This is a genomic window from Paenibacillus sp. FSL K6-0108, from assembly GCF_045040695.1.
Taxonomy (GTDB): Bacteria; Bacillota; Bacilli; order Paenibacillales; family Paenibacillaceae; genus Paenibacillus; species Paenibacillus pabuli_B.
The window spans coordinates 1-22314 of sequence record NZ_CP150288.1 but is presented as its reverse complement, the minus strand read 5'-3'; the positions used below and the strand labels follow the sequence as shown (position 1 = coordinate 22314).

The 22314-nt window shown below is 47.6% G+C and carries 13 protein-coding genes and 3 rRNA genes; 2 read left to right on the top strand and 14 right to left on the bottom strand.

All coding sequences use genetic code 11. From position 1 onward, the window contains the following. Positions 1 to 48 precede the first annotated feature (48 nt). Both MHB49_RS00080 and MHB49_RS00075 read right to left on the bottom strand, forming a co-directional pair. Complete coding sequence (locus MHB49_RS00080) at positions 49 to 1884, bottom strand: aminotransferase class I/II-fold pyridoxal phosphate-dependent enzyme (protein WP_405154606.1); 1836 nt, start codon at positions 1882 to 1884, stop codon at positions 49 to 51. A 368-nt stretch (positions 1885 to 2252) separates the two neighbouring features. Further along, positions 2253 to 2438, bottom strand: a complete 186-nt coding sequence (locus tag MHB49_RS00075; protein WP_110002322.1) for a sigma factor G inhibitor Gin — start codon at positions 2436 to 2438, stop codon at positions 2253 to 2255. 598 nt (positions 2439 to 3036) lie between these two features. Between MHB49_RS00075 and MHB49_RS00070 the strand changes: the two genes are divergently transcribed. Then, positions 3037 to 3561, top strand: a complete 525-nt coding sequence (locus MHB49_RS00070; protein WP_405154605.1) for a hypothetical protein — start codon at positions 3037 to 3039, stop codon at positions 3559 to 3561. 642 nt (positions 3562 to 4203) lie between these two features. Here MHB49_RS00070 and MHB49_RS00065 read toward each other — a convergent pair. From MHB49_RS00065 to gyrA, 6 genes are all read right to left on the bottom strand, one after another. Beyond that, entirely contained in the window at positions 4204 to 4641 is a 438-nt protein-coding gene (locus tag MHB49_RS00065) for a hypothetical protein (RefSeq protein WP_405154604.1), read from the bottom strand. Between the two features lie 290 nt (positions 4642 to 4931). Next, positions 4932 to 5048 (bottom strand): 5S ribosomal RNA (rrf, locus tag MHB49_RS00060). A gap of 144 nt (positions 5049 to 5192) precedes the next feature. Then, positions 5193 to 8121, bottom strand: a 23S ribosomal RNA gene (locus MHB49_RS00055). 340 nt (positions 8122 to 8461) lie between these two features. Then, positions 8462 to 10013, bottom strand: a 16S ribosomal RNA gene (locus tag MHB49_RS00050). The 16S, 23S and 5S rRNA genes sit together here, the layout of an rRNA operon. A 524-nt stretch (positions 10014 to 10537) precedes the next feature. Next, positions 10538 to 11656 (bottom strand): HD-GYP domain-containing protein, encoded by a 1119-nt coding sequence (locus MHB49_RS00045; protein WP_405154603.1) that lies wholly within the window; start codon positions 11654 to 11656, stop codon positions 10538 to 10540. A 214-nt stretch (positions 11657 to 11870) separates the two neighbouring features. Next, entirely contained in the window at positions 11871 to 14426 is a 2556-nt protein-coding gene (gyrA, locus tag MHB49_RS00040) for a DNA gyrase subunit A (protein WP_405154602.1), read from the bottom strand. Positions 14427 to 14851: 425 nt separating this feature from the next. Here gyrA and MHB49_RS00035 point away from each other — a divergent pair, with 425 nt between their 5' ends. Beyond that, positions 14852 to 15796, top strand: a complete 945-nt coding sequence (locus MHB49_RS00035) for a YheC/YheD family protein (RefSeq protein WP_405154601.1) — start codon at positions 14852 to 14854, stop codon at positions 15794 to 15796. A gap of 88 nt (positions 15797 to 15884) precedes the next feature. Here the strand turns inward: MHB49_RS00035 and gyrB are convergent, their stop codons facing one another. The 6 genes from gyrB to dnaA all read right to left on the bottom strand — a co-directional run bounded on the left by gyrB (position 15885) and on the right by dnaA (position 22314). Beyond that, positions 15885 to 17795 (bottom strand): DNA topoisomerase (ATP-hydrolyzing) subunit B, encoded by a 1911-nt coding sequence (gene gyrB / locus MHB49_RS00030; protein ID WP_405154600.1) that lies wholly within the window; start codon positions 17793 to 17795, stop codon positions 15885 to 15887. A 144-nt stretch (positions 17796 to 17939) separates the two neighbouring features. Beyond that, positions 17940 to 18188 carry an extracellular matrix regulator RemB gene (gene remB / locus MHB49_RS00025; protein ID WP_017691405.1) on the bottom strand — a complete coding sequence of 83 codons (249 nt, stop codon included), beginning with the start codon at positions 18186 to 18188 and terminating at the stop codon, positions 17940 to 17942. Positions 18189 to 18201: 13 nt separating this feature from the next. Next, entirely contained in the window at positions 18202 to 19314 is a 1113-nt protein-coding gene (recF, locus tag MHB49_RS00020; RefSeq protein WP_247900118.1) for a DNA replication/repair protein RecF, read from the bottom strand. 57 nt (positions 19315 to 19371) lie between these two features. After that, entirely contained in the window at positions 19372 to 19587 is a 216-nt protein-coding gene (yaaA, locus tag MHB49_RS00015) for a S4 domain-containing protein YaaA (protein ID WP_024629511.1), read from the bottom strand. Between the two features lie 16 nt (positions 19588 to 19603). Continuing rightward, the gene (gene dnaN / locus MHB49_RS00010) at positions 19604 to 20746 is read right to left on the bottom strand and encodes a DNA polymerase III subunit beta (protein WP_247900117.1); all 1143 of its coding nucleotides are present in this window, start codon (positions 20744 to 20746) and stop codon (positions 19604 to 19606) included. Positions 20747 to 20967: 221 nt separating this feature from the next. After that, positions 20968 to 22314, bottom strand: a complete 1347-nt coding sequence (gene dnaA, locus MHB49_RS00005) for a chromosomal replication initiator protein DnaA (RefSeq protein WP_247900116.1) — start codon at positions 22312 to 22314, stop codon at positions 20968 to 20970.

Sequence of the window (22314 nt, the reverse complement as noted above, 5' to 3'; positions counted from 1 at the left end):
CTTGTTTCAGCATTTCGAATAAATCCAAAGAGAGTCTTCTAAACTCAATTATTCCCTAATGATTTTCAAGGATTGCAGCGAAGTATCCGATACGCCATGGAACCTTGCTCCCTCATCTCTCAGCAGCTTAATACGTGCAGCCATGGACGCACTTATTCGCTCACCAGCGTACACAAGAGGTATGCCTGGCGGATACGGAATGACCATCTCGGCAGAGCGAAGACCAATACTGTTTTCGATAGAGACCTCTGTCGTATCTTCCTCCATAATTGGCTGCAACGTAAAGGGGATCGGCTCCGAAAAAGGAGTCCCTCCTTGAAAATTGTTCCACGTGGAAATATAGTTTGCAGTCTCTTTTGTAAAAAGCTGTGATTGCTCACCAAGAGATTGGATCTGCTCCTGTGCAAGGCTGATTTGTCGTAAAGCCTGCAACAGGTGCTCGACATCGCGCAGCGTCGAGCCAAGGCTAAAGAGCAGGACGACGTATCGTTCGTCGCTCATCTCGGGCACGCAGCCGCGCGCTTCCAGCTGCTGCTGCAGCCCATAACCGCTCAGCACCCCTGTGCCGTCATAAATGACGGCCTTGAACGGGTCCTGAGCGGTGTACCCCGCGGCTAATGGCAGCGCCGCCGCGGGCACTTCTTCAGGCCGCCCCGGTGCACCGGCGGCCCCGGAATTACCGCCAGCTGCCGGCTTCGCCCCGGCTGGCGGCTCTTGCTGCAGCAGCTGCCCCGGCTGCAGCAACCCAAAGCGCGGCAGCTCCGCGAGGCCGCGCTTAAAGGCGTCCACGGCGGAAAGTCCCGCCGTGAAGGCATTCGCGCCCTGCACATGCAGCAGGCGGCGCGCCAGATCAAGCGAAGCCATCACCGGGTATGATGGGCTTGAGCTTTGCACCATGGCCAGACGCTGACGCAGCAGGGACCGATTTAACCGTGGTCCCTGAACGTGCAGCATGGCTCCCATGGTGAAAGCAGACAGCATCTTGTGGGTCGACTGCACCACACCGTCTGCTCCGCAGGACAGCGCAGAGGCTGGCAGCTCCGGATGCTGCCCATAATGCGCGCCATGCGCTTCATCCACGAGCAGCGGCATGCCTGCCTCATGGCACACCTCAGCGATGGGCGTCAGATCAGCGCCCATGCCGTAATAATTGGGCAAAGTCACAAGTACTCCCTTTGCCTCAGGATATGCCTGGACAGCAGCCTGCACCGTCTCCAGCGACGGCATTACCGCAAGTCCACTCGCAGGATCAACCCATGGCTCCAGGAAAACTGCCCTTGCGCCTGCCAGCATCAACCCGTGAATGACAGACTTATGCACATTACGCTGTACCAATACAAGGCTATCAGGTTCATTACATACGGTCAGCAGCAAAGACAAGTTACCAGCCGTACTGCCTCCGACAAGGAAGAAGCTCTCCTCTGCCCCAAAACAATCCGCCGCCAGCCGCTGCGCCTCCAATATAACCCCTTCCGGATGATGTAGGTCGTCTGTGCCCGAGATTTCCGTTACATCCAATCGCATCATCTTCAGAAACGCACTCACCGGTACAACATCAGCTCCAGATCGGTCAGGGCCACTCCCACTATGAACAGTCAATCCACTAATTTCATTGACACGCCCTTGTTCCTCATCTTGTCTAAAGTACTCTTTCCCATCCGTTACTAACCGGCCCCAACGTCGATTTACCTCTGCCTCTACTTCACCCTCATTTCGGTGATTGTCACTAATTCCTCCATCCGACAGCTGCTGATCCACTTGTTCCATTAACCTGCGATAGACTTGTCCATTCTTATGCCCAGGTACATGAAAAGAACGCTGCCCTGAATCACGATACGCAAGCAACGCCTCATATAAAGGTGCGGTATTTGATTTATGTTCCATTGAATAATCATCCTGTACATTCATAAATTTTGATACTGCCGTACCAATGCTTCTTCTGTAGCAAAGCAACGTTATCTGTATTACAAGTGCTGTCGTTTCCTTCTTCCCACTCGTGTTCCTCTCCCGCCATCTGTGTATTCCAAAAGAAAAGGTGAAACACTTCTCTTTTCATTATATCAGGGATTGTCCAGCCCTCGTGTAAATCAGCGTTATCCACCGATTACCGAAACAGCAGAACCATAACCGTCCGAATATGAACCATCTGTTGCCCTCTACACCCTTTTAAACAAACAGAAAAAGGCCCCTGGGGCCTTTTTCCACATCGATACCAATCAATGTGATGTTTCATTAATATGACTTAACGCTTCTTATGCGTTCTTTTGCACCCAAATCTGCTTCATCTGATGGATAAAATAATTGTACTTGGCATCCTGTGCATCCGTATGAACCATTTCTGCTTCGCAAGCGTCACATATAAATTCAGATACAATAAAAATGCCTTCTTTTTTTGTCTGTTCGCAGATAATGCATGTGTGTTCGGCGTGTCCTTCCATCAACCATCCCACCTTGTTTTACGTATTACTATCAGTATTGCACAGTTTCTATTATTTTAAACCTTTTCATAGTGCTTTCTTTCTATAAAATATATATATTCGCCTACCCCTCTACGGGTGTCTGTACCGAAAACAAACATAAAAAAAATGCCTTTTGTTCCATACTCCAGCGAGACAGCCTGCATTGGTTAGCCATTTTTCTTACCATATAGCATAGTAATAACCTCTTAGACCGCAATTTCTTTTATTATATGAGATGCCTTCATGAACGGAACCGCATTACAAGAAACGTCCCCGCAGTTCATAGTATTTCTCATGTGGTTACTTCCTCCGCTTACTGCTATAAAAACTTATATTCTATAATCTTAAAAAAACTTCGATTTCCAGCCGATATATAATACATCACCATTCAAAACCTGACAGCCAGATCGTTCAAAGGTATACTTATATAGGAATAATTTATTTCCATATCTTGTACATCAATCTGGAGTGCATACAAGGTTCATATATGCACCTCTTCATTATCCAATCCCTTATTAATGAAAACGAATACCTTTTACAAATGAAACGTGACCCCAGAAGGAGGATTTGTAATCGTATGATCGCCGAACCGGAGAATAAAGCAACCTTTTATCAATACCGGCTTCTGAAAAAAAAGGCCATTGCCCGCAGTGTAATCTTTAGCTATTTGTGTCTGCCTGTAATTATGCTTTTGTTTAATCTATTGGCATTCTCCTGGACTGGCCTCTTCTACTTTATCCTTGCAGGCCCAATTACATTGTGGATTCATTATGTCATCGCCAGAACCATATTACTGCTGGTCCGTACCTCCTATGCACGCCGTTGGCGGTGGAGCCTCAAAATGCCTTGGTTCGGCTATATCCCAGACCAGCATTTCAGTTATCGCATGTTCGTCCGGGTCCATCTCAATATGAGCTGGATTGGACTATGTATCATAACCGTCTGTTTAATATGGTCACCCTTGTCCTTCACCCTTTCGCTGATTTTCTGGCATCTATGGCTACTTGTTCCGCGTCTGTATGTTGTTTTGGTTCTTTCACGCGAACGTAAGGACGGGCTTATCAAATTAAATGAACAAGATGTCTCCTACTACCTGCAATAATGGTTCAATCCTTGATCTATAACCTTGCTAACGCAATATATAGTTCAGACCAGTAATACATACAACGTTAAGCCTCATTTATACATCCGATTTAAACTGGAGCAATCACCTCCTTTGACACTCATACAGAATTACTGCGATATACTTGCAATCCGTAAAGGTTATCCACAGTGGATAACCTTTACTCATTTCGCTTCCTCTTTTCCTTATCCACAGGTTAATGAGTATAGTTAAATGGTTATCCCCAAAGCTTAGATCCATTTCCATTTCTATTTTCGTTCCGCACATCCTAGTTCGTTGAATCCCTTTTCTGATATTGAGTGTGTATGGCCCATAACATGCTTTCTTTTGACTTCCTCCTCTGCTCTGTTTGGATACTCTAACGACAACGGTATAAGGCCTCTACAGGCATATAATATCGATGCCTCACATCTTTTCTATGTATTTGATATAAACTGACTTTCTACATATCCTGATCAAGATACCGTCTAAGGAAACCGCCAAACGTTCCATTCTCATCTCCTATAAGTTTATGACGTACAACAATATACAAAAAAGCCCCCAATCACTGTCGGGAGCTTTTACTATCATACGGACCATTACACCGTTAATTGTCATACCAATTATCAAAGCACAACGTATTCAATCATCATCATCAAGTGATTTTACTGTCGTCTGAGCAGCTTCATTTTTCGGGACCATCACCGTGAAGAAGCCATCATGTACAGCTAGATGTACAGTATGCCCTTCTTTCGCAAATACACGTAGGGAACTTGAGTCATTGGATGTACTCTTGGCTTGCTTTTCTGTCCAGCCCCAGCTTTTAATCTCGTCTAGATACACCTCAGGTATACTCGTACTCTCACTAATACCAGATAGCGTATATCGAACATAATCCATATCCGAATTGTTCTCAGACTGGTCAGATTTATTCGCCACTTTAGGAACCGGGAAACCCTTCTCGTTTACCGCTCCTTCATAAGAAGTCCATGCAGATCCTGCTTCACCACATCCTACAAGCACGCCAATCAGGCCGAGCAAGAGAAACGAATGAAGAACTAGTCTTCGCCAACTTATCACACACACCCTCCTTTTCACAGCTGCACATTCCAGCTCTGTGGTCAGGTACTTTTAGCATATTTAACATAGTCCTATTATACTGGTTTCGAATGCGTTTTCCGTAACAAAAATGTTACCTTCAAATCAAGACTTTTTTAAGGCATTCTTTTACCCTCTTTTGAAAATCAATCCACCCTCTATTTATATCAGCTTCTAAGCTGGAATTCATTCCATCTTCAGACTATCTGATTCTGCATTTTGCTTATAAACAAATAAAAACCACCACCGAATTACATCGGCAGTGGTTCTTTGCTTGGCGGCTTCCTACTCTCCCAGGACCCTGCGGTCCAAGTACCATCGGCGCTAGAGGGCTTAACGGTCGTGTTCGGGATGGATACGTGTGGAACCCCTCCGCCATCGCCACCAAACGCGATTTGTCGAAGCATAGCTTCTTGAAATCAAAGTTGGAACTGAAAATCATACACACTTTCTGTGATGTACCGATTTTCATTTCAGAGTTTATTCTCTGAAAACTAGATCCGAAACGAAATCTGCGACTTACAACTTGCATATTGGATAAGCCCTCGACCGATTAGTACTGGTCAGCTCCATGCATTGCTGCACTTCCACCCCCAGCCTATCTACCTCGTCGTCTTCAAGGGGTCTTACATACTGGGAAATCTCATCTTGAGGGGGGCTTCACGCTTAGATGCTTTCAGCGCTTATCCCGTCCGTACATAGCTACCCAGCGGTGCTCCTGGCGGAACAACTGGTACACCAGCGGTACGTCCATCCCGGTCCTCTCGTACTAAGGACAGCTCCTCTCAAATTTCCTACGCCCACGACAGATAGGGACCGAACTGTCTCACGACGTTCTGAACCCAGCTCGCGTACCGCTTTAATGGGCGAACAGCCCAACCCTTGGGACCTACTTCAGCCCCAGGATGCGATGAGCCGACATCGAGGTGCCAAACCTCCCCGTCGATGTGGACTCTTGGGGGAGATAAGCCTGTTATCCCCAGGGTAGCTTTTATCCGTTGAGCGATGGCCCTTCCATGCGGTACCACCGGATCACTAAGCCCGACTTTCGTCCCTGCTCGACTTGTAGGTCTCGCAGTCAAGCTCCCTTATGCCTTTGCACTCTTCGAATGATTTCCAACCATTCTGAGGGAACCTTTGGGCGCCTCCGTTACTCTTTAGGAGGCGACCGCCCCAGTCAAACTGCCCACCTGACACTGTCCCCGCACCGGATTACGGTACCAGGTTAGAACCTAGATACGATCAGGGTGGTATCCCAACGGTGCCTCCACCGAAGCTGGCGCTCCGGCTTCAAAGGCTCCCACCTATCCTGTACAGATCGTACCCAAATTCAATATCAAGCTGCAGTAAAGCTCCATGGGGTCTTTCCGTCTTGTCGCGGGTAACCTGCATCTTCACAGGTATTAAAATTTCACCGGATCTCTCGTTGAGACAGCGCCCAAGTCGTTACGCCATTCGTGCGGGTCAGAATTTACCTGACAAGGAATTTCGCTACCTTAGGACCGTTATAGTTACGGCCGCCGTTTACTGGGGCTTCGGTTCACAGCTTCGGGATTACTCCCTAACCGCTCCCCTTAACCTTCCAGCACCGGGCAGGCGTCAGCCCGTATACTTCGCCTTACGGCTTCGCACAGACCTGTGTTTTTGCTAAACAGTCGCTTGGGCCTTTTCACTGCGGCCCCCTCGTGCTATTCACACTACCGGGGCACCCCTTCTCCCGAAGTTACGGGGTCATTTTGCCGAGTTCCTTAACGAGAGTTCTTCCGCGCGCCTTAGAATTCTCTTCTCGCCTACCTGTGTCGGTTTGCGGTACGGGCACCATCACCTGGCTAGAGGCTTTTCTTGGCAGTGTGAGATCATGACCTTCGCTACTATAATTTTCGCTCCCCATCACAGCCCAGCCTTAACGATGTGCGGATTTGCCTACACATCAGCCTCACTGCTTAGACGGACATCCATCAGTCCGCGTCACTACCCTGCTGCGTCCCCCCATTGCTCATAACGGCTTACGGTGGTACAGGAATTTCGACCTGTTGTCCTTCGACTACGCCTTTCGGCCTCGCCTTAGGTCCCGACTTACCCTGAGCGGACGAGCCTTCCTCAGGAACCCTTAGGCTTTCGGCGGATCAGATTCTCACTGATCTTTTCGTTACTCATACCGGCATTCTCACTTGTATAATGTCCAGCGCTCCTTACGGTACACCTTCAACCCTTATACAACGCTCCCCTACCCCTGATGCAAAGCATCAAGCCATAGCTTCGGTGGTGTGTTTAGCCCCGTTACATTTTCGGCGCAGAGTCACTCGACCAGTGAGCTATTACGCACTCTTTCAATGGTGGCTGCTTCTAAGCCAACATCCTGGTTGTCTGTGCAACTCCACATCCTTTCCCACTTAACACACACTTGGGGACCTTAGCTGATGGTCTGGGCTGTTTCCCTTTTGACAATGGATCTTAGCACTCACTGTCTGACTCCCGGAAGTAAGTCTATGGCATTCGGAGTTTGACTGAGCTTGGTAACCCTTGCGGGCCCCGCACCCAATCAGTGCTCTACCTCCACGACTCTGTTTTCCGAGGCTAGCCCTAAAGCTATTTCGGGGAGAACCAGCTATCTCCGAGTTCGATTGGAATTTCTCCGCTACCCCCACCTCATCCCCGCACTTTTCAACGTGCGTGGGTTCGGGCCTCCAGTGCGTGTTACCGCACCTTCACCCTGGACAGGGGTAGATCACCCGGTTTCGGGTCTACGTCCACGTACTCATTCGCCCTATTCAGACTCGCTTTCGCTGCGGCTCCGGCTCTTCACCTTAACCTTGCACGGGAACGTAACTCGCCGGTTCATTCTACAAAAGGCACGCCATCACCCCTAAAACGGGCTCTGACTTTTTGTAAGCACACGGTTTCAGGTTCTATTTCACTCCCCTTCCGGGGTGCTTTTCACCTTTCCCTCACGGTACTGCTTCACTATCGGTCGCTAGGAAGTATTTAGCCTTGGCAGATGGTCCTGCCGGATTCATACGGGGTTTCACGTGCCCCGCACTACTCGGGATCCGTCTCGGAGAGAGCCAACTTTCAACTACAGGGCTTTTACCTTCTTTGGCGGGCCTTTCCAGACCTCTTCGTTTAACCGGCTCCTTTGTAACTCCATGTGAGACGTCCCACAACCCCAGAGAGCAAGCTCTCTGGTTTGGGCTTCTCCGCGTTCGCTCGCCGCTACTGACGGAATCACTATTGTTTTCTCTTCCTCAGGGTACTTAGATGTTTCAGTTCCCCTGGTATGCCTCTACGTAACCTATGTATTCAGTTACGAGTAACTGGAAATTACCCCAGCTGGGTTTCCCCATTCGGACACCCCCGGATCAAAGCTTGCTTACAGCTCCCCGAGGCAGTTTCGTTGTTCGCCACGTCCTTCATCGGCTCCTAGCGCCTAGGCATCCTCCGTGTGCTCTTAGTAGCTTAACCATATTGCTCCGGTTTTGACTGCTCGCTTCCCTTGTTTTGCTTGCGCAAAGCCAAAAGTCGCTCCCATTCAATACCATCGCAAAAGCAATTAAGTACCAATTTATTGAAACTTGTTTAACACAAGTTCAGCTAAAAAGGAATGTTCTAATTCGCATATTTCGTTTCGATATCTAGTTTTCAAAGAACAAGCTCCATGCAAAAGCAAGCTGTTTGAGAGTTTGAGCTCTCAAAACTGAGCAACGAGTGAGTTAAAAGCTTTACGAAGTAAAGCTCGCTTCGGAAGCATGCTTCCTGAAGACTTGATTTGAATGTTTCCGCTGCGGGAAACGATTCTCCATAGAAAGGAGGTGATCCAGCCGCACCTTCCGATACGGCTACCTTGTTACGACTTCACCCCAATCATCTATCCCACCTTCGGCGGCTGGCTCCTTGCGGTTACCCCACCGACTTCGGGTGTTATAAACTCTCGTGGTGTGACGGGCGGTGTGTACAAGACCCGGGAACGTATTCACCGCGGCATGCTGATCCGCGATTACTAGCAATTCCGACTTCATGCAGGCGAGTTGCAGCCTGCAATCCGAACTGAGACCGGCTTTTTAGGATTAGCTCCACCTCGCGGCTTCGCAGCCCGTTGTACCGGCCATTGTAGTACGTGTGTAGCCCAGGTCATAAGGGGCATGATGATTTGACGTCATCCCCACCTTCCTCCGGTTTGTCACCGGCAGTCACCTTAGAGTGCCCATCCGAAATGCTGGCAACTAAGATCAAGGGTTGCGCTCGTTGCGGGACTTAACCCAACATCTCACGACACGAGCTGACGACAACCATGCACCACCTGTCTCCTCTGTCCCGAAGGAAAGGTACATCTCTGTACCGGTCAGAGGGATGTCAAGACCTGGTAAGGTTCTTCGCGTTGCTTCGAATTAAACCACATACTCCACTGCTTGTGCGGGTCCCCGTCAATTCCTTTGAGTTTCAGTCTTGCGACCGTACTCCCCAGGCGGAGTGCTTAATGTGTTAACTTCGGCACCAAGGGTATCGAAACCCCTAACACCTAGCACTCATCGTTTACGGCGTGGACTACCAGGGTATCTAATCCTGTTTGCTCCCCACGCTTTCGCGCCTCAGCGTCAGTTACAGCCCAGAGAGTCGCCTTCGCCACTGGTGTTCCTCCACATATCTACGCATTTCACCGCTACACGTGGAATTCCACTCTCCTCTTCTGCACTCAAGTCACCCAGTTTCCAGTGCGATCCGGGGTTGAGCCCCGGGATTAAACACCAGACTTAAATGACCGCCTGCGCGCGCTTTACGCCCAATAATTCCGGACAACGCTTGCCCCCTACGTATTACCGCGGCTGCTGGCACGTAGTTAGCCGGGGCTTTCTTCTCAGGTACCGTCACCTTGAGAGCAGTTACTCTCTCAAGCGTTCTTCCCTGGCAACAGAGCTTTACGATCCGAAAACCTTCATCACTCACGCGGCATTGCTCCGTCAGGCTTTCGCCCATTGCGGAAGATTCCCTACTGCTGCCTCCCGTAGGAGTCTGGGCCGTGTCTCAGTCCCAGTGTGGCCGATCACCCTCTCAGGTCGGCTACGCATCGTCGCCTTGGTGAGCCGTTACCCCACCAACTAGCTAATGCGCCGCAGGCCCATCCCCAAGTGACAGATTGCTCCGTCTTTCCAGTTTCCTTCAGGCGAAGAAAACAACTATTCGGTATTAGCTACCGTTTCCGGTAGTTGTCCCAAACTTGAGGGCAGGTTGCCTACGTGTTACTCACCCGTCCGCCGCTAACTATCAGAGAAGCAAGCTTCTCTTCAAGTCCGCTCGACTTGCATGTATTAGGCATGCCGCCAGCGTTCGTCCTGAGCCAGGATCAAACTCTCCAATAAAGTATTGAAAAGAGCGATAAGCTCATTTTGAATCTGACGAGATTAAAAATCTCAATTTATCGATCTTGCAAGCAAGATCGTTACTCACTCGTTGTTCAGTTTTCAAAGATCAAACTTGTTTCGCTGCTCAGCGTTGTTCACCGCAGCAACTTTTATATCTTATCACATCCGAACCAACTTTGCAAGCTCTTTTTTTAAGTTTCTTTCGAATCTTATTGGATTCGCTTGCCGCACCGTGTTTCTCGTGTTTTCTTGGCCGGAATTAGAATATACCATGTACAGATATCGAATGCAAGCTTTATTTTAAATAAACTTATCTCTCTGTATCTATCTCTTAATATATGTCCTATAACTAGCCAAACTTCTTTATATTATTCTAATTTAGTATATTGCGAGCGATGCCTTCTCTCCATAAAAAGTTGCTCCCCCCATGTTTCCCTATCCCTACTTCACAACTAAATATAAGAAAAGAGCCTCTTCATATTCGAAGGGGCCCTACTCCTATATATGAAATGAAAACTGAATTAGGCAATGACTTCCTGGATATACAGCTGCCTTTGCTGCATCAGATTGATAATCGTTCCCTCCACCGATACCATCGGCCGAGTAGGATGATCGCGATCAGAGAATATGATCTCGCCGATTTGATTATTACTGAGCTTCACTCGGATACCGTTATGGATCTGTGTAGAACGCTGAACGAATACATTAACGATTGCAGGATCCAGTTTGCCAAAAGCCTCACTTTGAATTTGCTCCAGTACCAGGTATGGCGATTGCGCTTTTCGATAGATCTTCTCCAATGTCATAGCGTGGAATATATCAGCGATAGCTACAATCTTCGCATAGATGTGAATCTGCGTGCCGCTGAGCTGCAGCGGGTAACCCGATCCATCCACTTTTTCATGATGCTGCAACGCTGCGAGTCTAGCTCCCTCATTAATGGCCTTCGCCTGTTTCAGCACCTGATAGCCATATTTCGTATGCTGTCGGATCTCTGCCTGCTCTGACGCAGTTAACGCAGAGGGTTTATGGAGGATCTGTGGATCCACTTTGTTATTACCAATGTCATGAAATAATCCTGCAAAAGCTACCTGCATCCAGTCTTTGGACGGCAGATCAATCCACTGGGCCAACTGATAAGATGTAATGGCACTCAATACGGCATGATGATACACATAATCATGTTCCTGCATCACTCGTGGAGTGAAGGTAAGCACATTATACTGTTTGAGATGAATAAACAATGCTTCCAGCTGTGTACGCAACTCATATACAGGTAATTCAGCCGCCAAGGAGGATAGAAACGCATTTTTGGTCAGTCCCACCATCTTTTCATACTCTTCATGCAGAGACGGTACTGCGGGTGCTGAGACTGCGCTGCTGCCTTTCCCTGCCCGTTCCCCGTTCTTCTCATTACCACCTACGCCTAAAGCCGTGGATGAGACCTTAACAGCTGTACCGCTTGTCCCTGTTCTCTCTTGCTCGATGTCCACTTGATGGATCATAAAAGCTCTAAGTACTTCCACATCTTTGGGCAATATGACTTTGCCCTTCTGAAACAGAACATTGCCCCGAAGCGTTTGCACGTCATTTCCCAGTTTAAGTCCTGGTTTGACTTCAGACAGGGTGATTAATCCCATGTTTATTCCCCTCACTCATCGTTCTTCTATAATAACAAGACCATAGTCCCGGTTTTTCACGTTAATTCCCATTATATTACTCAACAATCAGGCTGTACATCCCGGATTTTGAGCAGAATGGCCTGGTACTGTGAAAAATATAAAGGGCCCCCTTATGGGAGCCCTCCAACTTCATGGCAAACATGAAATATCTTAATATTATCTGAATTTGAACCTAAGCCTCGGAACCCGAATCATCGCCCTCAACTTCAGCATCGGAAACCACGCCTTCATCCAGAGTTGACTCTGCACCTTCGGAATTAGCAGATCCTTCACCTTCGAGCAATTCTTCGTCGTCTGGTTCTTCTTCATTCTTGTCAATTCGGCTGACTGTAGCTACGGCATCTTCATCACGAATATGAATCAGCTTCACGCCTTGCGTGTATCGACCCATCGTGGATATGCCTTCCATGCTCATCCGAATTAACGTACCGCTGGAAGTGATGATCATCAGATCCTCTTCCGTTTTAACCATTTTCAGACTGACTACTGCGCCATTCTTTTCAGTAACGTTAATGGTTTTAATACCTTTACCACCACGCGTCTGCATCCGGTAATCGCTGACAGGTGTACGTTTACCGTAACCTTTTGCTGTAACAATTAGAACATCAAGTTCCTGATCTACAACGTCCATACCAATTACGACGTCCTGCTCATCCAGCGTGATCCCTTTAACCCCGGTTGCACTCCGCCCCATAGAACGGACATTTCCTTCCGAGAATCGAATGGACATCCCGTGAGCTGTACCCATAATGATCTCTTGCTGTCCGTCTGTCAGCTTAACATCAATAAGGGCATCATCATCACGCAGGGAAATCCCGATCAGTCCGCCTTTACGAATATTCGTGTAATCCTCAAGTGGTGTCTTCTTCACAACCCCTTGACGGGTAGCAAAGAACAGATACTTGTCACTTTCGAATTCCTGAACTGGAATCACGGCATTGACCGATTCACCCTGCTCAATCTGAATCAGGTTGATAATCGGCGTTCCTCTTGCTGTACGTCCAAGCTCTGGGATCTCATAAGCTTTGAGACGGTACACCTTACCTTTGTCGGTAAAGAACATGAGATAATTATGAGAGTTGGTCACAAACAGATGCTCAACAAAGTCGGTATCTTTCGTGTCCATTCCCACAACCCCACGGCCGCCACGCTTCTGACTGCGGTAAGTGGATACCGGCAGACGTTTCACATAGCCTGTATGGGTGATGGTGATGATAACCTCTTCACGTGGAATCAAATCCTCGTCCAGAATGCTCTCTTCACCTACCGTGATTTCGGTACGACGATCATCGCTGAAGCGATCACGGATTTCTTGCAGCTCCGTGCTGATAATTTCGAGCACCAGATGCTCGTTGGCCAGAATTTCACGGTATTCCTTAATTTTGACCATCAGTTCGTTATACTCATTTTCGATGCGCTCACGTTCCAAACCTGTCAGGCGCTGCAGACGCATATCGAGAATAGCTTGAGCCTGATCATGACTTAGTGAGAATTGCTCAATCAGACCTTCTCTGGCTGCATCTGTATTGCTGGATGAACGAATTAACGCAATAATTTCGTCAATATGATCCAGGGCAATACGCAAGCCTTCCAAGATATGTGCACGGGCTTCGGCCTTTTTCAATTCGAACTGCGTACGTCTACGTATAACCTCAATCTGATGCTGCAAGTAGTGATACAATACTTCACGCAGATTCAGAATCTTTGGTTCTTTGTTTACAATCGCAAGCATGTTGATCCCGAAGGTAGACTGCATCGAAGTATGCTTGTACAGATTGTTGAGCACAACCCCCGGATTCACGTCTCTGCGAAGCTCAATTACAATCCGCATACCCGTACGGTCAGATTCATCACGGAGATCCGTAATACCATCAATCTTCTTGTCGCGTACCAATTCGGCAATTTTCTCGACGAGTCTTGCCTTGTTCACCTGGTAAGGGAGTTCTGTAACCACGATCCGAGCCTTGTTGTTGTTCTCTTCGATGTTGGTTTTGGCCCGCATCGTTACTGATCCACGTCCGGTTTGATACGCTTGACGAATGCCCGAGCGTCCCAAAATATAACCGGATGTAGGGAAGTCTGGCCCCTGAATGTAATCCATCAATTCCATGGAGGTTATATCCGGGTTTTTAATCATAGCCTGTACACCGTCAATGACCTCTCCCAGGTTATGAGGAGGAATATTGGTCGCCATACCTACTGCAATCCCGCCGACACCATTGACCAGCAAGTTAGGGAAACGGGCTGGCAGAACGATAGGTTCACTTTCTTCCCCGTCATAGTTCGGCTGGAAGTCAATCGTGTCCTTATTGATGTCTCTGAGCATTTCCATTGCAATCTTGGACAACCGGGCCTCCGTATAACGCATGGCTGCTGCCATATCGCCATCCACCGATCCAAAGTTACCATGTCCATCTACGTGCATATAGCGCAGGGAGAAATCCTGTGCCATCCGTACCATCGTTTCGTATACGGCAGAGTCACCGTGCGGGTGATACTTACCGATAACTTCTCCGACGATTCTGGCTGATTTCTTATGTGGCTTATCAGGTGTCATGCCAAGCTCCGACATTGCGTACAGAATACGCCGGTGAACCGGCTTCAATCCGTCACGCACGTCAGGTAAGGCACGGCTCACAATGATGCTCATCGCATAATCCATAAACGATTCACGCATCTCGACGCCAATATCCCGATCTTTAATCTGCGAGTTCATTTCTTCCGCCATGCTGGACCTCCTTCTTGTCCTTCAACAAACATTCCATTCAGTCATTCAAAAATTGATTATATGTGAAGAGCCTAACAGGCTAAAACCGCATAAGGACGCTACTCTTTATTATATTACTTTCACAAAAGGTAAACAATTAAACGTCCGCTGGGCAATAGCCTTTCTTCCGGGAACTTCAGAGAGTCTGGGGGTTCGCCCTGCCTTCCTCCCCAATCGCACATACAATGCTAGGAAAAGCGGCAAATGTACTGTGTTTATTGAGGCTGAGACTGTTCCCGTTCTACGATCAAACTACATCTGTGCAACAATACCGCACAAAACGCCATATTTCTCTATTATACCACTGAAATCATCTCTTGTCCTTTGATTTCTCTGCGTCCCTCACTCTTAGAAACCCCATTAAAACAGGAAAGGACTGATGGCTCTTGGGCATCCAGCGTGTCTCCAGCAAATGGACCAAGACAGCTGTGTTACAACGCAGCCGTAATGTGAATGGATATATACCGGTAACGCGACAATATAATCGTCAGGCCCTGGAACAGATGACTGAATTATTCGAGACAAACTATATCAAACCCGATCGGGGAACCTATGGAAATGGCGTCATGCGCGTGAAAACCATTCGTGTGCAGTCACTGCCAGCCAATTCTGTAGATTCGGACACGGAAGAAAAAGCAACCGAAAATGCTGATAAACGACACTCTTCTTCCACAGCCGAAGTTACCACCGAGATCTCTGCTGTGACAGTCATGACAACGTATGAGTTACGATATGGAACAGAGGAGATATACTTCCATTCCCTCGATGAGCTGGGTCTGGCGCTCGATGAACGTATCCAGAAGCGGGACTACATCATTCAACAAGGCATTCCGCTGATGAAACATGATGGATTACCTTTCGACCTGCGGGTACTGACCCAGAAGAATCTACAACGCAACTGGGAAACGACAGGTATCCTGGGAAGAGTTGCTGCACCGGGCAAGATCATTACCAACATTCATGGCGGCGGACGATTGGCCACTTTTAATGAGTTGGTACGCCCTCATTTTGATCAGGAGCGGTTCCAGCAACTACGCAGTGAGCTATATCGTTTAGGCATTCATACGGCGGTACAGTTACAGAGGTCATTTCCAAGACTCAAAGAGATTGGTATCGATATCGCCCTGGATGAAGACGGCCGGCCATGGATTATTGAAGTCAACACATTGCCGGGCATCTATGCTTTTGGCCTGTTGCCTGATAAGGAAACGTACCGGAAAATTAAGCGTTATGCGAGAGCGTATGGCAGATTACCCTCCAAAAAGGGGAAAACATCGCGTACCTCTTCAAAAGCCCAGGCCTCCTCTGCCAGAAGCCGCACACACCGATAATAGGCACTCCAGAGTCCGAACTAATACTTCTATGCTATAACCCCATAATGTAAAAGAGGCGCCCTCGCAGGCGCCCCTTTGGATATCGTTAGATGTCGAGGTTTTTCACGTATTTTGCATTTTCCTGGATAAAGTCACGACGAGGTTCAACATTATCTCCCATCAGGGTGTCGAACATCGCATCGGCCAGCATCGCATCGCTGATCGATACTTGAAGCATGGTCCGGCTCTCAGGGTCCATCGTCGTTTCCCATAATTGTCCGGCATTCATCTCACCAAGACCTTTATAACGCTGGACATTGAACTTCGCATTTTCACCGAGCGTTGCAATAATTTCATCGCGTTCCTTCTCGGAGCCAGCATAACGAATTACTTTATTGCGCTCAATCTTGAACAACGGCGGTTGGGCAATATATACATACCCCGCTTCAATGATTTTGCGCATATAGCGATAGAGGAATGTCAGAAGCAATGTCCGAATGTGGGCGCCATCGACGTCGGCATCCGTCATCAAGATGATTTTGTGATAACGTGCTTTGGTAATATCAAAATCATCACCAATTCCCGTACCCATTGCGGTAATGATCGCTCTAATCTCCGCATTACCCAGAATCCGATCAAGACGTGCTTTCTCCACGTTTAGGATCTTACCACGCAGTGGCAAAATCGCCTGGAAATGACGATCCCGTCCTTGCTTCGCTGATCCACCGGCGGAGTCACCTTCGACAATGTACAATTCGCTGATTGAAGCATCCTTGGATGAACAGTCGGCCAATTTACCTGGCAAAGAGCTGACTTCCAGTGCACCTTTACGACGCGTCAGTTCACGGGCTTTACGAGCTGCTTCACGTGCACGAGCCGCCTGCAGTCCTTTTTCCAAAATGCGACGGGATACGGAAGGATTCTCTTCCAGGAATTCCTGCAGCTTCTCGGCAAACAGGGATTCGACAATTCCGCGTACTTCACTGTTTCCCAGCTTGGTCTTGGTCTGTCCCTCAAATTGTGGATCAGGAATCTTGACCGATATAATCGCTGTAAGACCTTCACGAACATCATCCCCGGACAGGTTGCCTGTGCTGTCTTTGATTACACCCGCTTTGCGCGCATAATCATTGATAATCCGGGTGAGGGCACTCTTGAATCCAGACTCGTGCGTTCCTCCTTCATGCGTGTTGATGTTGTTCGCAAAAGAATAAATATTCTCGGTGTAGTTGTCGTTGTATTGCAATGCAACTTCAACCTGTATGTTGTCTCTTGATCCTTCCACATAAATCGGGTTTTCGTGCAGCACTTCGCGCTTCTGGTTCAGGAAGGAGACATATTCGATAATCCCGCCTTCGTACAGGAACGAGTTGGTTACACCCGTACGTTCATCCGTTAATGTCATACCAATGCCCTTATTCAGGAACGCGAGCTCACGAATACGAGTCAACAAGGTATCATAATCATAAACAGTCGTTTCCGTGAAAATTTCCGGATCTGGATGGAACGTTACGGTGGTTCCCGTATCTTCCGCTGTGCCAATCGTTTTCAGGTCATACTGCGGAACACCACGACGGTATTCCTGTTGATAAACATGGCCGTCCACCTTAACTGTGACAACCACTTTTGCTGATAGAGCATTGACGACGGATACACCCACTCCATGTAGACCACCGGATACTTTGTACCCGCCGCCACCAAACTTACCACCCGCATGAAGAACGGTCATAACGACCTCAAGCGCAGGACGTTTCATTTTGGCATGTTCACCGACAGGAATACCACGTCCGTTATCGACTACAGTGACACTGTTATCTTCATGGATAGTGACTTCGATGTGGTCACAGTAACCTGCGAGGGCCTCATCGATACTGTTGTCCACTACTTCCCAGACCAGATGATGCAGACCTTTGGCGCTGGTGGACCCGATATACATCCCCGGACGTTTCCGTACGGCCTCCAGTCCTTCAAGAACCTGAATTTCATCTGCACCATATGACGGTTGATTCATAGACATGGTTTCACCTACTTCTATAGATTCAATATCGTAAATATGCGTTAACTAAAGAATGCGTACTGAAAAGGGTATATTCCCTTGATTTCAGCATGCTGTCCAAATAAAAACAAGCAGCAGAAGGCACAATAAATCGTAACGTAAATGCTAGAGATCAGGAAAAATGTGAGCCCGCTTTTTGAGCGTTGCTGAGGAAATAGGCGAGTAATACACAATATTTTTGGTCACAACAATGGACTTGGCTTCCTCTTCACCGATATGTTCCACTGTTTTTTCCTGCTCGGCATGCGTGACGTACTGCTTGGAGATTTTTGAGGATTTTTCAATCGATATATCAAAAATAGCAACCAATTCGGAAGAACGGATAATCTTCTCACCGCCCAGATGAATGTACATAAGCCCTCACTCCTTAGCGTTCAACCTGTCCGGCATGAACGTGATAAATACTGGCATCTTTGAGTTTGTCAACGTTCAGACTCTCAATGCCGGTAGCCGTAATAAAGGTTTGCACCTTGCTCTGGAACGTTTCGATCAGCTGAGTCTGACGAAAAGGATCCAGTTCAGACAGTACATCGTCCAGCAGCAGGACCGGATATTCTCCGATTTCTTCATGAATCAGTTCAATTTCCGCAAGTTTAAGGGACAACGCCGTTGTGCGCTGCTGCCCCTGCGAGCCATACGTTTGTACTTCCCGATCGTTAATGAAAAAGGACAGGTCATCCCGATGCGGCCCACTAAGCGTTGTGCCTCGGCGAATCTCCTGCTCTTTCATTTGTGATAATTTTATCATAAATTGGTCCATTAAGACAGCTTCATCTTCCTCAGCGGCTTCGCTGAAGGAAGGAAGGTAGGCCAGGCGCAGGACTTCTCCGCCTCCGGTGATGCCCTGATGAATCGTTTCTGCCCACTTTTGCAGTTTCTTTATGAATTGTTTCCTTTTTTTGACGATTTTAACACCATGCTCCACCAGTTGCTCATTCCACACTTCAAGCATGGTCTGGGCTGAAGCGTTCTGCCCCCATAATTGCTTAAGCAGATTGTTACGCTGGACAAGCACTTTCTGATATTGCTGCAGATGAAATAGATAGCCTGGAGCCACCTGTCCAATCTCCATGTCAAGAAACCGGCGGCGGACCCCCGGCGTGCCTTTGACAATCTCGAGATCTTCCGGTGCAAACATCACCACATTTAGCGCTCCGACAAAATCACTCAGCTTGCGCTGTTCCAGTCCGTTGATCTTTGCTTTTTTGCCTTGTTGTGACAAAGATAGTTCGAGCTTGACCGATCCGTACTTTTTGTCAACCTCTGCTGCAAGCCTGGCACGCTCTTCACCGAAACGAATCAGTTCCTTGTCGCGGGATGTGCGGTGGCTCTTGGTGAGTGCAAGCACAAAAATGGCTTCTGCAAGATTGGTCTTGCCCTGGGCATTTTGTCCGATCAAAAGATTTACAGGACCAAAAGAATCCAGTCTCAGATGTTCATAATTGCGGAATTGCTGCAGATCTATGCTGTTTACAAACACGCGGTAACCTCCCTTTTATCCCGTCCGTCAGGAGGCAGCAGGATCTAACTGATTTTCTTATTGTGCAACAACCTCGAACGAACCTTCTCCGTCCACCTCAACGATATCCCCAGGGTATAACTTGCGTCCCCGGCGTTCCTCAGGCTCTTTATTCACACGTACAAGTCCGTCCTGAAGCAGTGCTTTGGCCATACCTCCGGTTGGGATGCAATCGGCCAGTTTCAAAAATTGGTCGAGCTTAATATATTCCGTGCGAATCGCTACTTGGTTCACTATGATCTTCCTCTCGTTAGTTGGTCGTCCGGTAAGGCAATATGACGTACAAGCTGTGACTGTCGTCCAGCGGTTTCAGGATGATCGGGCTCATAACGCCAGTGAAAGCAATCATCAGCTGCTCACTCTCCACCACTTTCAGTACATCCAGCATATATTTGGAGTTGAACGAGATTTTCAGAGGTTCACCGTTAAAGTCGGCAGGTTCGATCTCTTCTCTTACTTTCCCCAGTTCGGAAGAGCTTGATGAAATTTCGATTGATCCGGAATCCATCGTTTGCATACGTACAATGTTTGTTTTTTCTTCACGCGACAGCAAATAAGCCCGGTCGATCGATTCACTTAATTTTTTTGTATCCAAAACGAGTTCTGTTTTGTACGAAGTCGGAATAATTCTAGAAGTATCCGGATAAGTTCCGTCCAAAATACGCGAATAGAACAGAACACGGTCGATTTTGAACAGGACCTGGTTGTCAGCAACAACGATATCCACAAGTGTATTTTGATCAGGCACAATTTTGCTAAGTTCGTTCAGCGTTTTACCTGAGATTACCACATTGTTGAATCGCACACCTTCTGCATTATCCAGCATTGCCGAACGAGTAGCAAGACGATGACGGTCCGTTGCCACAAATTTCAATTCATTGTCACCCAAACTCCAAAGTACGCCTGTCAGAATTGGCGTGGTTTCATGTGTGGAAATGGAGAATACGGTTTGTTTAATCATATTTTTGAGCAAATCTCCTGGAATGGAGACGGTTTGGTTCTCTTCGATGCTTGGCAATACCGGGAATTCTTCCGGATCAAGGCCAACCAGTTGAATTTCGGTAGCTCCTGCGGAGATAAAGGTGTTGAAGTTTTCTTTGACCTCCATCTGAACTTCTTGGGAAGGCAGCTTTTTGATGATCTCTACAAAAAATTTGGCTGGCAGTACAACACTACCTGGCTGTTCCACCTGAACAACACTTTTATCTCCATCTTCAAGCGGGATGAAGGATTGAATTGAAATATCAGTGTCACTTGCTGTCAACGTCACACCTTGATGATTAACGTCGAATTTGATACCGCTCAGAATGGGGATCGTTGTACGGCTTGAGATGGCTTTGGATACGTGCTGGATGGATTCGTTCAAGTAGCTTTTCATTATGCTGATTTTCATGGTTTCACTCCTAGCGGTTTTTTTGGGTTTTGAGGTGTTGAAATGTGTTTTTCAAAAGGCCGGAGGCCGAGCTTCGAATTCGCTTATTTGGAGATGATATCTTTTAGATCTTTATAGTAATAATAGTAATAGGGGCACTGAATATGTGGATAAGTGGGTATAAACCCATAAAATCAAGCCTATCCACATGTGTACACGTTGTGCATAGGCTTGGGACTTGTTCAGGTTGGATTCTTAATTTTTTCGGTTAAGTTGTTGATAACTTTATAGAGATCTTGATCGCTTTTAATCGCTTGGGTGATCTTTTCGTGCGCATGTATGACGGTGGTATGATCTCGCCCTCCGAATGCTTCCCCGATTTTGGGCAGAGAAAAATCTGTAAGTTCACGAGAAAGATACATGGCAATCTGTCTTGGGAACGCAACGGCTTTGGTCCGTTTCCGTGCTTTAAAATCTTCAAGCTTGAGGCTGTAATACTCGCCGACCTTTTGTTGGATGTCGTGAATCGTGATCATTTTTGGGCGACTGGAAGGAATAATATCCTTCAATGCTTCAGCTGCCAGATGAGTGGTTACATCTTGGTTAGTCAGAGAAGAGTAGGCAACAACCCGAATAAGGGCACCTTCCAGTTCACGGATGTTGGTATCAATCTGGTTGGCGATATACATCATCGCCTCATTGGGAATATCCAGATTTTCCGCACGAGCTTTTTTACGCAAAATAGCAATCCGTGTCTCCAGATCCGGAGGCTGGATATCCGTAATTAATCCCCATTCAAAGCGGGAACGAAGCCGTTCTTCCAGGGTCGGAATTTCCTTCGGCGGTCTATCGCTGGAGATGATGATCTGTTTCCGCTCCTCATGCAGCGCATTAAACGTATGGAAAAATTCCTCCTGCGTTGATTCTTTTCCAGCTAAGAACTGAATATCATCAATGAGCAGAATATCGACACTACGGTATTTGTTGCGGAAACTCTCCCCGCGGTTGTCACGGATGGAGTTAATGAATTCGTTCGTGAATTTCTCGGATGACAAATAAACAACCTTGCTGCCCGGATCATGCTCCAGGACGTAATGTCCGATTGCATGCATCAAGTGGGTTTTGCCGAGACCTACTCCTCCATAGAGAAACAGAGGATTGTATGCTTTGGCGGGCGCTTCAGCGACCGCCAGCGATGCGGCGTGGGCAAAACGGTTGCCTGGCCCAATGACAAATGTATCGAATGTATATTTTGGATTCAGCATGCTGAGTACCGCTTCTTCCTGAACAACTGTAGGCGTTGGCGCTGGCAGTTGAGGGTCCGGTTCAACAGGCTTGTTCTCCTCGATGACAAATTTCACATCGACCTGTTTGCCAAGCAGCTCATATACCGTCGATCCGACCAGTTTAGTGTAGCGGCTCTCCAGCCATTCGACAGCAAACGTGGTTGGTGCGGATATGATGATCGATTGATCATTCAGCTTGGTCGCTTTGGTTGCTTTGAACCAAGTGTCAAAGCTGGGTTTGCTAAGTTTGTTTTGTATGATTGATAAAATTTGCTGCCATAAATCAGAAGTATGGCTGTCCAC

Excerpts from the sequence above, each read along its gene's own strand:
- MHB49_RS00080 (WP_405154606.1), bottom strand. The coding sequence starts at position 1,884 with ATGGAACATAAATCAAATACCGCACCTTTATATGAGGCGTTGCTTGCG.
- MHB49_RS00075 (WP_110002322.1), bottom strand. The coding sequence starts at position 2,438 with ATGGAAGGACACGCCGAACACACATGCATTATCTGCGAACAGACAAAA.
- MHB49_RS00070 (WP_405154605.1), top strand. The coding sequence starts at position 3,037 with ATGATCGCCGAACCGGAGAATAAAGCAACCTTTTATCAATACCGGCTT.
- MHB49_RS00045 (WP_405154603.1), bottom strand. The coding sequence starts at position 11,656 with ATGGGATTAATCACCCTGTCTGAAGTCAAACCAGGACTTAAACTGGGA.
- gyrA (WP_405154602.1), bottom strand. The coding sequence starts at position 14,426 with ATGGCGGAAGAAATGAACTCGCAGATTAAAGATCGGGATATTGGCGTC.
- gyrB (WP_405154600.1), bottom strand. The coding sequence starts at position 17,795 with ATGTCTATGAATCAACCGTCATATGGTGCAGATGAAATTCAGGTTCTT.
- remB (WP_017691405.1), bottom strand. The coding sequence starts at position 18,188 with ATGTACATTCATCTGGGCGGTGAGAAGATTATCCGTTCTTCCGAATTG.
- dnaN (WP_247900117.1), bottom strand. The coding sequence starts at position 20,746 with ATGAAAATCAGCATAATGAAAAGCTACTTGAACGAATCCATCCAGCAC.